This window comes from Bradyrhizobium sp. SZCCHNS1022, from assembly GCF_032484835.1.
Classification (GTDB): domain Bacteria; phylum Pseudomonadota; class Alphaproteobacteria; order Rhizobiales; family Xanthobacteraceae; genus Bradyrhizobium.
Genome location: NZ_JAUETT010000001.1, coordinates 2,565,481 through 2,581,549, shown reverse-complemented (window position 1 = coordinate 2,581,549; position 16,069 = coordinate 2,565,481). Strand labels below are relative to the sequence as shown.

The window sequence follows — 16,069 nt, the reverse complement described above, 5'->3', positions numbered from 1 at the left end:
ATACCGCGCGCCTCGCCAGCGTCTGTGGTTATGGGTCCTGGCTTTCGCCAGGACGACGGTGATACGTCCATCAGAGCTCTCGGCTCAGTAGCCGAGGCCCTTCTTGCTGTCGTAGACCTTTTGCGGATCGTCCGCCGCGGTGTAGAGCTTGGACTCGGTCTGGATCCACTTCGGCGGCGTGGTGCCCTTGTCCTTGTAGGCAACGATCGCATCGAGCGCGGGTCCGGCCATGTTCGGCGTCAGCTCGACCGTGGCGTTGGCTTCACCGGCGGCCATCGCTTTGAAGATGTCCGGCACAGCGTCGATCGAGATGGTGAGGATGTCCTTGCCGGGCTTGAGACCCGCTTCCTTCATCGCCTGGATCGCGCCGACCATCATGTCGTCATTATGCGCATAGACCGCGCAGATCGACTTGCCGCCGTTTTCGGCCTTGATGAAGCTCTCCATCACCTCCTTGCCCTTGGCGCGGGTGAAGTCGCCGGTCTGGCTGCGCACCACCTTCAGGTTCGGATGCTTGGCGACGACGGTGTCGAAGCCCTTCTTGCGATTGGTGGCGACACTGGCGCCGACCGTGCCCTGCAGCTCGACGACGTTGCAGGCCTTCTCGCCGACGGTCTTGGCGAGCCACTCGCCGGCAACTTCGCCCTCATGCACGCTGTCGGAGGTGACGGCGGTGAGATACAGATCCTTCCCCGAGGGATCGATGTCGCGGTCGAGCAGCACGACCGGGATCTTGGCTTCCTTGGCTTCCTTCAGCACGGCGTCCCAGCCGCTCGCGACCACGGGAGCAAGGAAGATCGCATCCACGCCTTGCGCGATGAACGAGCGGATCGCCTTGATCTGGTTCTCCTGCTTCTGCTGCGCGTCGGCGATCTTCAGATTGACCTGCCGCTTGGCCGCCTCCTGCTTGGAAACCGAGGTTTCTGCCGCGCGCCAGCCGGATTCCGATCCGATCTGGGAGAAACCAATGGTGAGCTGGGCGGCGCTCGCCGGCTGCGCGAACATCAAAGCGGCGGTAGCGGAGGCCGCAAGAAGAAGGGCTTTAAGAGTCATATGGCGCGTTCTCCCAATAACGATCCGGCGGGTTCGATCCCGCGTCGCAGGTGCTGTTGCACCTTTCCGGCCGGCCTCGTGGCCAGCGCGGCCGTTATTTCACGGAAGCGGCACTCTGACTAGTCATATTATTTGACTATTAGACGTTTTGCGGAAGAGAGGGGGATGCCTGGCTGGCGGCCCTTCGGAACACCAACCGTAAGTTTTAGAAGTTTCCGTAATCTTGGCAAGATTGCTGGCGGCACGACACCGCCAGCGGCTTCAGTCTGAGGATCATGACAGCTCTATCGCAGCGCGGCGGCGGCCCGCGCGCGGCTCTCGATCGCATCCCACGCACCTGCCTTGATGTCGGCCGCAGGTGCCACCCAGGAACCGCCGATCGCGACGACCTTCTTGTGCGCGAGCCATTGCGCGGCGTTACCGGCGTTGATGCCGCCGGTCGGACAGAAGCGGACGGTCGGGAACGGGCCGGTGAGCGCATCGAGCGCAGCCAATCCACCGGCCGGCACCGCGGGGAAGAATTTCACCAGCTCATAGCCTCTGGTGACGCAGGCGATCAGATCCGACGGGGTCTGGATGCCCGGCGCGAACGGCAGCGTGCCCTGCGCCGCTGCTTCCAACAGTTCGATCGACAGGCCGGGACTGATCGCGAAAGCAGCGCCAAGCTTTGCCGCGCGTTCATAGTCGGCTGATGTCAGCACGGTGCCGATGCCGACCGAGGCCTCCGGCACTTCGGCGATGATCGCGCGTGCCGCATCGAGACCGGCTTGGGTACGCAGCGTGATCTCGATCGCGCGCAGTCCGCCTTTGACCAGGGCGCGTGCGAGCGGCACGGCCTGTTTGGCGTCCTCGATGGTGATGACCGGGATCACCGGTGCCAGCGCAAAGATCGCGTCGAGCTTCGCGCGCTTGTCCTGCATGCTCATCATTGCTCTCTTTCGAAAATACGCTGCGGCATCGCCGCACGCGGGATCACCGCGCCTGGCGCCATGATGACCGCAGCCGCCAGCCGGTGCCCGGCATGGGCCGCATCGCCGGGTGAAGCGCCGCTGATGCGGGCGGCGAGATAGCCCGCATTGAAGGAGTCGCCGGCCGCAGTCGTGTCGATCGGCTGCACCACCTGATGCGGCGGAACCTCGGTTCTCTTGCCGCCGGCATGGATCAGGCATCCAAGCGGACCGCGCTTGACGACGATCTCGCTGACGCCGATCGCCTTCAACCGTTCCATGCAGGCGTCGGCTGTCGCATCGCCGAACAGCATCTGCTCGTCTTCCAGCGTCGGCAGCGCGAGATCGACCAACGGCAGGATGGCATCGAACGCCCGCTGCGCGGCTTGCTTGTCGGCCCAGCCGCGCGGGCGATAGTTGCCGTCGAACGCGACCCGGCCGCCGCGCTCGCGCGTGGCGACCAAGAGCTCCCGCAGCCTGGCCCTGCCGGTCTCGCCATACAGGGACAGGCTGATGCCGGAGAAATAGAGCCAATCGAAGCCGGCGAGCCGGTCGAGCATCGCATCGTCGGCCCGATCGAAGAGCTCCCGCGCCGGCGCGCGGTCGCGCCAATACAGGAAACTGCGCTCGCCCTTGGCGTCGCGCTCGATCATGTAGAGCCCGGGCACGCGGCCGGAGATGCACATCACCTCGTCGGTCTTGATGCCCTCGGCGCGCCAGGCCGCCAGCATCATCTCGCTCAGGGGATCGTCGCCGAGCGCCGTCACATAGGAGGTGTCGATCCCGAGACGCGAGAGATAGAGCGCGGTGTTGAGTGTATCGCCGCCGAAGCCGCGCCGGAACAGATCGCCGTCGGCCTGCGCGAATTCCACCATGCACTCGCCGATGCAGGCGATTTTCATCGAAACACCCGTCAAAAGGTGAGCTGAACCTTCATGGATTGCGCGCGGTCGCTGGCGAGCTCGAACGCTGCAACCGCCTGCTCGAACGGCAGCGACGCCGTGATCAGCGGCTTCACATCGATCAGGCCCTCGCCCATCAGCTTGAGCGCCAGCACGAATTCGCGGTCGAAGCGGAAGGTGCCGCGCAACTGCAGTTCCTTGGTGACCAGCGTATTCAGCGGCAAGGTCATCTCGCCGCCGAGCCCGAGCTGCACGATCACGCCGCCGGGCCGCATCACGTCCAGCGCGCTACGGAGCGCGGCCTGATTGCCGGAGGCCTCGAACAGCACGTCGAACGTCCCCTTGCCGGCGCGCCACGGCTCAAGCGCAGCGGGCTCATGTGCGACATTGAGCGCGTGACTTGCGCCGAGCTTTTTGGCGAACGCGAGCGGCGCATCGGCGATATCGGTGACCACGATCTCCGCCGCGCCGCCGTAACGCGCGACCAGAACCGACAGCGCGCCGATCGGCCCGCAGCCGGTCACCAGCACGCGCTTGCCGAGCAGCGATCCGGACTGATGCGCGGCGTGCAGACAGACCGACAACGGCTCTGCCATGGCGGCTTCCGCGAGCGACAATGTCGGGGCGATCGGAACCACCTGCGAGGCCTCGACCGTGACGAATTCACGGAAGCCACCCTGCACATGGGGATTACGCATCGCGCTGCCCATGAAGCGCATATCGAGGCACTGGTTGCGCAGCCCCTCGCGGCAATAGGCGCAGTAGCCGCAAGGCAGGCTCGGATTGACGGCGACGCGCATCCCTTCCGCAAGCTCAGTTGCGCCCGCGCCCACCGCGGCAACCACGCCTGCAATCTCGTGGCCCAGCGCCATCGGCTGTTGAATCCGGACGGTGCCGAAGCCGCCGTGATGATAGTAATGCAGATCGGAGCCGCAGATGCCGCCGTTGGCGATCTGCACGCGCACTTGACCTGCAGCGGGCGCCGAGTCCGGAAACGAGTCGATCCGCAAATCCTTCGGCGCGTGAATGACGACGGCGCGCATGAGCCTCTCTCCGCTTCCCAATTACATCGCGGCGAGCATGCCGCCATCGACATAGATGGTCTGGCCGTTGACATAAGCCGACGCCTCGGAGGCGAGGAAGATGGCTGCGCCTACCAGCTCGTCAGGTCTTCCCCAGCGCTTGGAGGGTATGCGCGACATCAGCCAGCTGTTGAAATCAGGATTTTGCATCAGAGCCTGGTTCATGTCGGTCAGCATGTAGCCCGGACCGATCGCATTGGCCTGGACGCCGTGCTGCGCCCATTCCACCGCCATCGCCCGGGTGAGATTGCGGATGCCGCCCTTCGCCGCCGTATAGGGCCCGACGGTGGGCCGCGCAAGCTCGCTCGCAAGCGAGCCGATATTGATGATTTTGCCGCGGCCGCGCGGGATCATGCGTTTCGCCGCCTCGCGGCCGATAATGAAGGCGCTGGTGAGATTGGTCTCGATCACCCTGCGCCATTCGCTTGAGGTGAACTCCAGCAGCGGCTTGCGATGCTGAATGCCGGCATTGTTGACGAGGATGTCGATCGCAATGCCGGCGGCATCGAGCCGCTCGAACGCCCCGATCACGGCGGCTTCGTCGGTCACATCGAAGGCAGACGCCTCCGCCTGATGACCGGTGGCACGAAACTCCGCGGCAGCCGCGTCCGTGCGCGCCGGATCGGTGCCGTTGATGACAAGCCGCGCGCCGGCGCGTGCAAAGCCTTCGGCAATGGCACGGCCGAGGCCACGGGAGGAACCCGTCACAAGGGCGGTGCGGCCGGTGAGATCGAAGAGCGAGGTCAACATCGGTTCAACTCATGTGAAAAAATTCGGACAGGCATCCTCAATCACGGAACGAGCGCTGACAAGCCGCCGTTCAGCGCGCCGCCCGGTTTCCGTCAGACGGGCAGCCGGTTGATGGCGGCAATCGCCGTCATGACACCGCGTATCTCGGCAAGGCCCTTGAGCCGGCCGACCAGCGGATAGCCGGGATGGGTGCCGCGGCCAATGTCGTCGGCAAGTTCGTGGCCGTGGTCGGGCCGGAACGGAATCCGCCAGTCCGGCTCGCCCTCAGCGTTGCGACGGGCTTGCTCTTTCAACAGCGTCGTCACCACTGAAACCATGTTGACGTCGCCGCGCAGATGTTCCGCCTCCATGAAGGAGCCATCGAGCATCTTGGTGACGTTGCGCAAATGGACGAAACGGATATGCGGCGCGAACCGCTCGGCCAGCGCCGGCACGTTGTTCTGGCCGCCAGCCCCAAGCGCGCCGGTGCAGAAGGTGATGCCGTTGGCCCGCGACGGACAGGCATCCACGATGAACTGCAGATCTTCGGCATTCGACACCACGCGCGGCAGTCCGAACAGATCGCGCGGCGGATCGTCGGGATGGACGCAGAGGCTGACGCCACACTCCTCCGCCGCCGGCACCACCTCACGCAGGAAGCGCGCATAGTTGGCGCGCAGCTCGGCATGACCGATATCGCGATAGCGCTGGAGCATGCGGCGCAAGCCGGGCACATCGTAGCGATCGAACGCCCCGGGCAATCCCGCCATGATGGTCGCAAGCAGACGGTGCTTGTCGGATTCCGAGGCCTGGGCCATCCAGGCCCGGGCGCGGTCGAGCACGTCGGAGGAGAACTCCGCCTCGGCGCCTGGCCGCTCCAGGATGTAGCAATCGAACGCTGCGAACCGATCGGCATCGAAGCGCAACGCGGTTGCGCCTCCGGGAAGCCGAAAGGCGAGCTCCGTGCGCGTCCAGTCCAGCACGGCCATGAAATTGTAGCAGACGGTGGTCACGCCACAGGCGGCGAGATTGCGCAGCGACAGCCGGTAATTGTCGAACAGCGGCGCGAGATCGCCCTCGCCAAGCTTGATCGCTTCCGCCACTGGCAGGCTCTCGACCACGCTCCAGCGCAGCCGGAGCGACGAATCCGCCTCGATCATGCCGATGCGCTTGACGATCTCGTCCGCGCTCCACACCACGCCATAAGGAATGTGATGCAGCGCCGTCACGATGCCGGTCGCGCCGGCCTGACGGACCTGCGGCAGGCTGATCGGATCATCGGGTCCGAACCAGCGCCACGTCTGTTCCATGTCGTCCACCTTTCTGAAAACTGCATGTCACCGCGCCACGACGAGCAACTCGCTTCGCGGCATCAGCGTCGGCGCCGCGCTCGCGTGCGCGGCTCGCCCTGCGCCGTCTCCTCCTGCCGTGCAAAGATGCCGTCGGCGCGACGGAACACCTCTCGCAGATGACGGCGCATCGCCGCCACGGCCTGGGCCTCGTTGCAGGCGGCGAGCCCATCCAGGATCTCCTGATGCTGCGCGATCAGGAGCGGAATGTGGCCGGCGTCCTCCTGCAAGGTCAGATGTCGCACCCGATCGAAATGGATCTTGGTCTGCCGGATCACCTGCCAGACATGCGGGTGGCGGCTGGTGCGGGCGATGGTCTGATGGAACGCCTCGTCATGGGCATAGAACTCCGCCGGCGTGGCGGCCGCCTGCTGCCGTTCGATCAACTCGTTCAATTCACGCAGCGACGTCGCATCGATGTAGCGCACGGCTTCCGACACCAGCGCACATTCCAGGTGCTCGCGAATGAACTGGGCCTCGCTGAACGCCTCGCGCGAGACCGGCGCGACCACGCTACCGCTCTGCGGATAAATGCGCACGAGATCCACGTCGGCAAGCTTGATCAGCGCCTCACGGACCGGCGTCCGGCTGACGCCGAGCCGCTCGCACAGATCGAGCTCGGCCATCGGTGTCCCCGGCGGCAGCGCGCCCGAGACGATGTCGTCCAAGAGCCGCTCATAGACCTGATCGGCGAGCCGCCGTCCGGCCTTGCCATCCATCCTCGTCAGCCGTGGCAAATCGTCATCCATCGCGCCAGTCTATCCGATTCACAGGAAGCCGATCGAGATCCACGGCAGGAACACGATGAGGAGCAGCGCGATCACGAGCGCGGCGAGATGCGGCCAGACGCGGCGAATGACGTCGTCGGGCGAAGCGCGGCCGACCGCGCAGGCGAGATAGAAGCCGACGCCGAAAGGCGGCGTGAACAAGCCGAGCCCCATCGCGAACACCGCGATGACGGCATAGTGCACCTCGTGCACGCCCATCATGCGCGCGATCGGGAACAACAGTGGCCCGAACAGCACCACCGCCGGCACGCCCTCGAGCACGCTGCCGAGCACCACGAAGGCGAGCGCCGAGATCAAGAGGAAGCCCCAGCGGCCGCCGGGCACGGCCACCATCATGTCAACGAGCTGCTGCGAGAAGCCGGACTGGGTCAGCGCCCAGGCCATGCCGGTCGCGGCCCCCACGACCAGCAGGATCGCGCCGGACAGCGAGGCCGTATCGACCAGGATCGGATAGACGCGCTTCCAGTCGAACTGGCGATAGAAGAAGATGCCGACCAGCACCGTGTAGATGACGCCGATGGCTGCGACCTCGGTCGCGGTGGCGACGCCCTCGACGACCGCCGAGCGGATCACGATCGGAAGCCCCAGGCCGGGGATGGCGATCGCGAACAGACGCAATCGCGTCTTGGCGTCGAAGCGCTGCGCCCCGCTCATGTCCTCCTTGCGGGTCTGCATGAAGACCACGACGGAGAGCGCGATGAGGCCAACCACCGCCGGAAGGAGTCCGCCGGTGAACAGCGCCGCAATCGACACGCCGGTGACTGATCCGACCGTGATCAGCACGATCGAGGGCGGGATCGTCTCCGACATCACGGCCGACGCCGACAGGAGCGACACAAGGTCGCCTTCCGGACTGCCGCGCTGCTTCATCTCCGGAAACAGCGCGGGCGCAACCGCCGCCATGTCGGCCGCCTTGGCGCCGGAAATGCCGGAGACCAGATACATCGCGCCGAGCAGTACATATTGCAGGCCGCCCCGCAGATGGCCGATCAGCGAGACCAGGAACGCGATCATGGCCCGCGCCAGCCCCGCGATCTCGACCAAAGCGCCCAGCAGCACGAACATCGGCACGGCCAGCAGCACCATGTGCGACATCCCTTCGCTGACGCGGCCGGGCACGATCAAGACCGGCACCGTCGTGCTGAAATGCAGATAGGCGACGGTTGCGAGCAGGAAGGTGAAGGCGATCGGTGTGCCGATCGCCATCGCTGCCGCGACGAGCGCAAAGAAGAAGATCAGGAGATTGTAGTTGCCGAGATCCTCGAGCACGTGGGCCGCCGCATGGAGCGCGCCAGCCCCGGCCAGCACCACGGCCAGCGCACCGACGATCTGCAACAGGCTCGCTTGCTGGATCAGACGGTCGACTGCGGTCAGCAACATCAGGAGCACGCCGGCCAGCATCGCGGCCTCGCGATAGCCCTCGCTGATCTCGAGCACCGGCATCTGGCTGATTATGTGGCTCTCGAGGTGATCCCAGCACGGCACCATCAGCGCGACCAGAACCGTGCAGACGAGCATCAGGCCGAGCGCATCGGTGCGCGCCCGCCAAGCAGGGGACAGGTTACGCACGAAGGCGGTCAGCCGCATGTGCTCGGTACGGCGGAGCGCGACCACGGCGCCGAGCATTGCCAGCCACACGAACAGCACGGTGGCGAGCTCGTCGGACCAGATCAGCGGTGCGTTGAAGACGTAGCGGGCCATCGTCGCTGCACCCAGCAGGACCAATTCGGCGACCACGAGGGCGGCGGCCAACGCCTCGACCGTACGGCCGAGCAGCTGGTCGAACCGCGCGAATGCGCCATGCGACGGCACAGAGGTCGTCGCCGTGATGTCAACGGCCATTCCATCCTCCCCGCAGGTTTGCTCCGACTCGCGGACGCAGCATCAGGCTCAAAGCTGGCCAGCCGACTGTTCGAGAAGGCCCCAGGCCTCGGCGCCGAACTTCGTCTTCCATTCGGTGTAGAAGCCAGCGGTCCGCAGTGCGTCGCGGAACGGCTTGGTGTCGACCTTGTTGAAGACAACGCCGGCGCCCTGCATCTCGGTCTGCACCTTCTCGTTGAAGCTCTGAATGTCCTGCCGCTCCTTGATGGCCGCATCCGACAGCGCCGCCGTGACCGTCTCCCTGACGTCGGCGGGCAGGCTGCTCCAGCGCGTGGCGTTGGCGAAGATGTAGTGGCCGTCCCAGATATGGCCGGACAGCGCGATGTATTTCTGCACCTCGTAGAGCTTGGCGCTCTGGATCAGGGCCAGCGGATTTTCCTGGCCATCGACGATGTGAGTCTGCAGCGCAGCATAGAGCTCGCCGAAATTGATCGGCGTCGGCGCCGCACCGAGCGTCCTGAACAGCGTCACCCACAGCGGATTGCCAGGCACGCGGATCTTGAAGCCCTTGAGATCATCGGGGGACGTAATCGGCTTGGCGCCGGAGGTGATGTTGCGATAGCCGTTGTCGAGGCATTTCGGCAGCACGTGCAGGCCGACCTTGGCGAACTCGCCACGCACATGGTTACCGAGATCGCCGTCCATCGCCGACCAGACCTGGTCATAGCTCTCGAAAGCGAAAGCGACCGCGTTGATGCCGCCGATCGGAACGATGGTCTGGTTCACGCCCGAGGTCGACATGAAGTCGAGCGCTCCGGTGCGCGCCTGCGAGAACATGTCGGGCTCGCTGCCGAGCTGGCTGTTCGGATAGACTTGCAGATCGACCAGGCCACTGGTCTGCTTCTTGATGATCTCAGCGGCTTCGATGATGCGGATGACGCCGGGATGACTTGCGGGGAAGGCCGTGCCGTAACGCAGGCGGTACTTGGCGGATTGAGCTTGGGCGCGCCCGAGCGCCAGGACTGAAGCCCCCGCGAGCGTGGTGCCGACGAAGCTGCGACGAGACATGGACATTGGCAAACCCTCCCCTGCCGGCCCACTACGGGGCCTTTTTGTATGTCATTCCTATACCCAAGCCCTATAATGGATACCAAATAACGTTTCAATACATAACTTGTATCCAAGTTTTAGCATTGCTATACGACTTCAGCTCACAGTCGAGATGAGCGCGCAAGGGATGGGAGAAACGCGTGAAGAGCCTGGTGGTGGAGCGGCCCGGCCGCCTGTCGATCGAAACGCGCGCCATCCCCGAGCCCGCGAGCGGCGAGGTCCGCATCAAGGTCGAACGCGCCGGCATCTGCGGCTCCGACATCCACATCCTCCACGGCAGCAATCCGTTCGCGCGCTATCCGCGCGTGATCGGCCACGAATTCTTCGGCCGCATCGACAAGCTCGGCGACAGCGTCACCGCACGGCTCGGCGTCCGCGCCGTGATCGATCCCGTGGTCGCCTGCGGCAACTGCTATCCCTGCTCGGTCGGCCGGCCCAATGTCTGCGCGCATCTCGCCGTGCTCGGCGTCCACCGCGACGGCGGCTTCTCCGAATATACCTGCGTGCCAGCCGCTAACGTGCATCTGCTGCCGGACAGCGTCGACGACGACAAGGCGCCGCTGGTCGAGCCGTTCTCGATCGCCGCCAACATCACCGACCATACCCGCGTCTTCGCTTCCGACGTGGCGCTGGTCTATGGCGCGGGCCCCATCGGGCTGACCGTGATCCAGGTGCTCAAGCGCGTCTATGGCGTGAAGGAACTGATCGTCACCGACCGCATCGACGCAAGGCTCGAAGCTGCGCGACACAACGGCGCCGACCGCGTCATCAACACCGCACAGACCGCCCTGCCTGCAGCGCTCGCCGCTGCATCCTTGCCGCCGACGCTGATCATCGATGCCGCCTGCCATCCCGCCATTCTCACTGAGGCGATCGAGATCGCCTCGCCCGCGGCGCGGATCGGCCTGCTCGGCTTCTCGGCCGAGCCGTCGACGATCGTGCAGCAGAAGGTCACGGCCAAGGAGCTTGCGATCCACGCCTCCAGGCTCAACAGCGGCAAGTTTGCCAAGGTGATCGACTGGTTCGCCAGCGGCACCCTGCAACCCGAGCGTCTGATCACCCATCGCTATGGGCTCGATGCTTACGCCACCGCGTTCGACACGTTCGAGCACAATCAGACCGAATGCTGCAAAGTGCAGCTCATCTTCTGACGTACCACATGGACCGCCTCAGCCTCGCCACGCTCGACCGGCTGCCTGCCGGCATCCTCCGGCCGGACTACGACCGCACGACGGTCGCAACCGGGATCGTCCATCTCGGACTAGGTGCCTTCCATCGCGGTCACCAGGCCGTCTATACGGATGCGCTGCTCAAGGACGATCCGCGCTGGGGCATCCTCGGCGTCTCGCTGCGCTCGCCGGACGCCCGCGATGCGCTGCGGCCGCAAGGCGGGCTCTACAGCGTCAGTGCCAGCGACGGCGCCGGCCATCGGCGTCGCGTCATCGGCGCGCTCACCGACGTTGCTGTCGCGCCTGAAAATCCCGCGGGCTTGCTCGCGCGTCTCGCCGATCCCGCCGTGCGCATCGTCTCGACCACCGTGACCGAAAAGGGCTACAGCCATGATCCGGCGACAGGTGCGCTACGCGCCGATGATCCCGATATCCGTCACGATAGCCTCAACCTCACGCATCCTCGCAGCACGCTCGGCGTCATCGTCGGCGGATTGCGCCTGAGGCGGCAGCAGGGACTGCCGCCCTACGTGGTGCTGGCCTGCGACAATCTTCCGACCAACGGCCACACGCTGCGCGGCCTCGTCATCGCCTTTGCCGAACTGGTCGACCGCGATCTCGCCACATGGATCGCGGGCGAAGTCCGCTTCCCCTCGACCATGGTCGATCGCATCGTGCCGGCCACCACCGAGACCGATCGCAACGAGGTCCGCGCTGCGCTCGGCCTCGACGATGCCTGGCCGATCGTGACCGAGCCGTTCAGTCAATGGGTTATCGAGGACGATTTCGGCGGCGACCGTCCCGCATGGGACCGTAGCGGCGCCCAGTTCGTGCGCGACGTTGCGCCGTTCGAACTGATGAAGCTCAGGCTCCTGAACGGTGCACATTCGACGCTCGCCTATCTCGGTTATCTCATGGGATGTCCCACAGTCGCTGCGGCCATGGCTAAGCCCGATCTCGCCGGACTCGTCGAGGACATGATGCGTGACGAAGTCACACCGACCTTGCCGACGCTCGGCGGCTTCGACATCGCCGCCTATCGGACGGCGCTGCTGGCGCGCTTCCGCAATCCCGCGCTGAAGCACCGAACCATGCAGATCGCGATGGACGGTTCGCTGAAGCTGCCGCAGCGCCTGCTCGACACCATCCGCGACCGGCTGGCGCGGGACCAGCCGATCACGCGCCTGGCTCTCGCCGTTGCGGCATGGATGCGCTACGTCAGCGGCACCGACGAGCAGGGCGCACCGATCGAGCTGCGCGACCCTCTGGCAGGGCGACTGCGTGCGCTCGCCGACGACGCCGGTCCAGTCGCCGGCCGCCTTGCTCCCACGCTGCTGTCCCTGACCTCGATCTTCGGCAGCGACCTGCCAGCCGATGCGCGCTTTACGACGGCGGTGATGACGGCGCTGGAAAGTCTTTTGCGAAACGGGACCCGCACGACGGTCGAGCAGACCCGCCGGGCAACACGCTGATCCCGCGCCTTCATACCTGGCTGCGGCGGACGGTCAGGTCGGAGCGGTCGAACACGGCCGGCAAGAGATCGACGCCGAGCCCCGGCCCTTCCATCGGATAGACATAGCCATCCTTGATCACGGGCATGGTGGTGACAAGCTCGTTGTACCAGCCCTTGTAAAAGGCTCGCACCGATTCCTGAATCAGCGTGTTGGGCTGGCTGAACGACATGTGCACCGCGGCAATGAAGCCGACCGGGCCGATGCAATCGTGCGGCGCAAAGGGGCGGTGATAGGTCTCGGCCATGGCCGCGATCTTGCGCCCTTCCGTGAGCCCGCCGGTCCAGCACAGATCGGCCATCACCACATGCGCGGCATCGCGATCGAGCATGTCCTTGTACGGGTAGCGCGAGCCGAGCGTCTCGCTGGCGGTGACCCAGACATGGGTGGAGCGGGCGTATTCGGCGAGCGCCTGCGGCGAGTTCATCCGGATCGGATCCTCGTACCAGGTCGGCTGGTAATCCTCGAGCACGCGCGCGATCTGCTTGGCGGTCGGCAGATTCCACAAGCTGTGGAATTCCACCATGATCTCCATCCTGTCGCCGACGGCCTTCCTGATCTTCTCGAACGGCGCGACCGCCACCTTCATCTGCGCCGCGGTGATGTAGAGGCCCTGGTTCTCCTGTGCCGCCGGATCGAACGGCCAGATCTTCATCGCAGAGATTCCGCTCTCGAGCAGGCTCTCGGCCAGCTGGTCGGCGCGGTTCATGAATGCGTCGAGGTCCTCGTAAGGACTTTGCGTCTCCAGGCTCCAGTTCGATACCGGGCTGATATTGGTCGAGCGCACGTAGCGGGTGCCGGCGCAGGTGTTGTAGATGCGCTGCTTGTCGCGGCAGAGCCCACCCAGCATCTGGTGCACCGGCTGGCCGCAGACCTTGCCGAACAGATCCCAGAGCGCGATGTCGATCGCAGACGCCGCGCGATACTCGACGCCGGTCGAAGACTGCGCCATCGGCAGATTGAGCATATCGCGGTGGATGGCTTCGATCCGCAGCGGATCGCGCCCGAGCAGCCGACCGGCAAAGGTGTCATGGATCTGGGCCTCGACCGCGCCCGCGCCGTAAAACGTCTCACCGAGCCCGATCACGCCGGCATCGGTGTGGACGCGGACCCAGATGACATTGGCGAATTCCTCTGTCCGCAAGGTCTCGATCGCGGTGATCTTCACGGCTGCCGTCCTCCCAATGACCGGTTCTGTCTTGCATGTGTTACATGCGCGGCCCAGGCATACGCCCCCTTGTAATATATCACAATATGTTTATTGCTGATCACCGGGCCCCGAGGAAGAAGTGGCCAGAGGAAACGCCGAGGACACCACAGATGGCGCGCCGCAAAAGCGCTCTCGTAAAACCGGATGCCGACGACGCGGCGCCATCGCGCGGCGCGGGCAATCTGTTCGAGGCCGCCTATCTCAGGATCGAAGAGCTCCTGGTGAATTGCACGCTGAAGCCCGGCCGGTTTCTCACCGTGCAGGAGCTGCAAAGCGTGACCGGCTTCGGCCGCACACCGGTGCATGCCGCCGTCAACAGCCTCGCCGCCGATACGCTGATCATCATCCGGCCACGCCATGGGCTGCAGATCGCGCCGATCGATCTCGCCCGCGAGCGCCTGCTGCTCGGCCTGCGCCGCGACATGGAGCGCTTCGTCGTGCGGCTGGCGGCCGAACGGGCCGGCCTTTCGCACCGCAACCAGATGCAGCACATCGCGCGCGTGCTGAGCGAGCGCCGGAACACGCTGACGATCGACGAGTTCAACCAGCTCGACCGCCGCATCGACGGGCTCATCCTTGCCGCGAGCGGCGAGCCTTTCCTGGTGCACACCATGCGCCCGCTGCACACGATCTATCGCCGCATCGGCTACATCTATCACCGCCTGCTGCCGGATCACGACCTGAGCGGCACGATCGACCGCCATTTGGCGATCCTCAGTGCCGTGGCCAGCCAGCGCGCCGCCGGAGCGGTGAAGGCGAGCGATACGCTGATCGCGTTCATGGATCAGATGTTCGAAGAAATGGAGGCGGGGATCGATCCCGGCCTGCTCGACTGCAGCATCGAGCCGCTGCCGGTCGCTTGAGCTTTCAGACCAATAACAACAAGGAAGGACCAGTTATGAGTATCGCAGCCACGACCGAGGTCCCGCAGCGGGCGGAGATCGATAGCGCAGTCCGCTATCTCATTCAGAACTACAGCCCCAAGGGCAACCGGGTCGGCTGGCTGATGATGGCCTCGATCCTGGTCGAGGCGTGGGATCTCTATTCCATCGCCTTCGTGCTGATCTTCATCAAGGAGCAATATAACCCCGGTCCGCTCGAGCTCGGACTCGCCGCGGCCGGCACGCAAGGCGGCGCGCTGATCGGCGCCCTGCTCGGCGGCTGGCTCTCCGACAAGATCGGCCGCCGCTGGATGTTCCTGGGCACCATGACCATGTTCGTGGTGCTGGCGCTGGCGCAGGCTTTCGTGCCCAGCATGACCTGGCTGATCGTCATCCGCTTCCTGCTCGGCGTGCCGCTCGGCAGCGACATCTCGACCGGCTACACCTACATCATGGAATCGATGGCCAAGGGCCAGCGCGAGGTGATGGGCAATCGCTGGCAGTTCATGTTCGCCGTCGGCGAAGTCTTGACCCTCGGCGTGATCGCGATCTTCCTGGTGATCGAGCTCAACCACGAAACACTGTGGCGCGTCACGCTGGGGCTCGGCGCCGTGCCGGCCCTGATCATCCTGTTCCTGCGCCACGACGTGCCGGAGACCGCCGTGTGGCTGGTGCAGCATGGCCGCTTCAAGGAGGCCAAGGCGGTCGCGCAGCAGATGTATAACGACGATCTGGCGATGCTGCCGAACCACGACGTCGCCGTCGAGAAGCCGAGCACCTGGGATTTCCTCGCCGATTTGCGCAAGGACCCGATCCGCTGGCGCGCCACGATCTACGGCTGGATCGCCTGCTTCGCGCAGGGCAGCGAGTTCTCCACCTTCGCCTTTTATCTGCCGGTGCTGTTTGCGATGGTCGGCGTGTCCAGCGTGCTCGGCAACAATCTCGTCACCATGGCGCTGTTCAGCTTTGCTGCAATCTCGGGCTGGGTCGGACCGCTGTTGACGCCGAAGATCGGCCATCGCGGCATCGGCATCGCCGGCTTCGGCATCGTGCTGGTGTCGCTGCTGGTCGCCGCCGCCGCGCTCTACACCGACCACAAATACATCCTGCCGTTTGCAGCGGCCGGCATGCTGTGGGGCCATTATTGGGATGCCTCGAACTGCATGACGATCCCGACCATGGTGGCGCGGCCGCGCTATCGCGGCACCGCCAGCGGCTTCGCCTACATGTTCGTGAAGCTGCCCTCGTTCCTGGCGATCTTCCTGTTCCCGATGCTGTTCACCGCGATCGGCCAGGCCAACGCGACGCTGTTCGTCGCCATTTTCCCGCTGATTGGACTGCTGGCTGCGATCTTCATCCTGCCGGAGGTCTACGGCTACGAGGCGGATTGAGCGGATTTGCAGTGTAGGGACCTGTAGGGTGGGTAACGGCGCGCAGCGCCGTCCCCACCGCCGCGAGTTCGACAACAAACAGGGCGGCCACGCTTCCGCCGACGCCCTTCGGGCTATGGCGGACAA

14 protein-coding genes are annotated in these 16,069 nt (G+C 65.2%); 4 read left to right on the top strand and 10 right to left on the bottom strand.

Annotated features, from left to right (window positions below):
• Positions 1 to 84 precede the first annotated feature (84 nt).
• The 9 genes from ytfQ to QX071_RS11615 form a co-directional block, all read right to left on the bottom strand.
• Positions 85 to 1,053 carry a galactofuranose ABC transporter, galactofuranose-binding protein YtfQ gene (gene ytfQ, locus QX071_RS11655; protein ID WP_315700673.1) on the bottom strand — a complete coding sequence of 323 codons (969 nt, stop codon included), beginning with the start codon at positions 1,051 to 1,053 and terminating at the stop codon, positions 85 to 87.
• A 284-nt stretch (positions 1,054 to 1,337) separates the two neighbouring features.
• Positions 1,338 to 1,982, bottom strand: a complete 645-nt coding sequence (gene eda / locus QX071_RS11650) for a bifunctional 4-hydroxy-2-oxoglutarate aldolase/2-dehydro-3-deoxy-phosphogluconate aldolase (protein ID WP_315700674.1) — start codon at positions 1,980 to 1,982, stop codon at positions 1,338 to 1,340.
• Positions 1,979 to 2,902: a sugar kinase gene (locus tag QX071_RS11645; RefSeq protein ID WP_315700675.1), complete on the bottom strand. Its 924-nt coding sequence runs from the start codon at positions 2,900 to 2,902 to the stop codon at positions 1,979 to 1,981. The genes eda and QX071_RS11645 overlap by 4 nt, the downstream gene beginning before the upstream one ends.
• Before the next feature lie 11 nt (positions 2,903 to 2,913).
• A complete protein-coding gene (locus QX071_RS11640; protein WP_315700676.1) occupies positions 2,914 to 3,945 on the bottom strand; it encodes an L-idonate 5-dehydrogenase in 1,032 nt (343 codons plus the stop codon).
• 21 nt (positions 3,946 to 3,966) lie between these two features.
• On the bottom strand, positions 3,967 to 4,734 hold the full coding sequence (locus QX071_RS11635) for a glucose 1-dehydrogenase (protein WP_315700677.1): 768 nt from the start codon (positions 4,732 to 4,734) through the stop codon (positions 3,967 to 3,969).
• Positions 4,735 to 4,826: 92 nt separating this feature from the next.
• Complete coding sequence (gene uxuA / locus QX071_RS11630; protein WP_315700678.1) at positions 4,827 to 6,023, bottom strand: mannonate dehydratase; 1,197 nt, start codon at positions 6,021 to 6,023, stop codon at positions 4,827 to 4,829.
• A 62-nt stretch (positions 6,024 to 6,085) separates the two neighbouring features.
• Positions 6,086 to 6,811: a GntR family transcriptional regulator gene (locus tag QX071_RS11625; protein WP_315700679.1), complete on the bottom strand. Its 726-nt coding sequence runs from the start codon at positions 6,809 to 6,811 to the stop codon at positions 6,086 to 6,088.
• Positions 6,812 to 6,829: 18 nt separating this feature from the next.
• A complete protein-coding gene (locus QX071_RS11620; RefSeq protein ID WP_315700680.1) occupies positions 6,830 to 8,692 on the bottom strand; it encodes a TRAP transporter large permease subunit in 1,863 nt (620 codons plus the stop codon).
• A 48-nt stretch (positions 8,693 to 8,740) separates the two neighbouring features.
• Positions 8,741 to 9,745 carry a TRAP transporter substrate-binding protein gene (locus tag QX071_RS11615; protein WP_315700681.1) on the bottom strand — a complete coding sequence of 335 codons (1,005 nt, stop codon included), beginning with the start codon at positions 9,743 to 9,745 and terminating at the stop codon, positions 8,741 to 8,743.
• A 176-nt stretch (positions 9,746 to 9,921) separates the two neighbouring features.
• Here QX071_RS11615 and QX071_RS11610 point away from each other — a divergent pair, with 176 nt between their 5' ends.
• Together QX071_RS11610 and QX071_RS11605 are read left to right on the top strand one after the other, a co-directional pair.
• Positions 9,922 to 10,932, top strand: coding sequence for a Zn-dependent oxidoreductase (locus QX071_RS11610; protein WP_315700682.1), 1,011 nt, complete (start codon positions 9,922 to 9,924; stop codon positions 10,930 to 10,932).
• An 8-nt stretch (positions 10,933 to 10,940) separates the two neighbouring features.
• Positions 10,941 to 12,422: a mannitol dehydrogenase family protein gene (locus tag QX071_RS11605; protein ID WP_315700683.1), complete on the top strand. Its 1,482-nt coding sequence runs from the start codon at positions 10,941 to 10,943 to the stop codon at positions 12,420 to 12,422.
• Between the two features lie 10 nt (positions 12,423 to 12,432).
• On the opposite strand, the gene QX071_RS11600 is transcribed toward QX071_RS11605, so the two are convergent.
• Positions 12,433 to 13,629 carry a mandelate racemase/muconate lactonizing enzyme family protein gene (locus QX071_RS11600; RefSeq protein ID WP_315700684.1) on the bottom strand — a complete coding sequence of 399 codons (1,197 nt, stop codon included), beginning with the start codon at positions 13,627 to 13,629 and terminating at the stop codon, positions 12,433 to 12,435.
• A 152-nt stretch (positions 13,630 to 13,781) separates the two neighbouring features.
• Here QX071_RS11600 and QX071_RS11595 point away from each other — a divergent pair, with 152 nt between their 5' ends.
• Both QX071_RS11595 and QX071_RS11590 read left to right on the top strand, forming a co-directional pair.
• A complete protein-coding gene (locus QX071_RS11595) occupies positions 13,782 to 14,534 on the top strand; it encodes a GntR family transcriptional regulator (protein ID WP_315700685.1) in 753 nt (250 codons plus the stop codon).
• A gap of 35 nt (positions 14,535 to 14,569) precedes the next feature.
• On the top strand, positions 14,570 to 15,943 hold the full coding sequence (locus tag QX071_RS11590; protein ID WP_315700686.1) for an MFS transporter: 1,374 nt from the start codon (positions 14,570 to 14,572) through the stop codon (positions 15,941 to 15,943).
• The last annotated feature ends 126 nt before the right edge of the window (positions 15,944 to 16,069 follow it).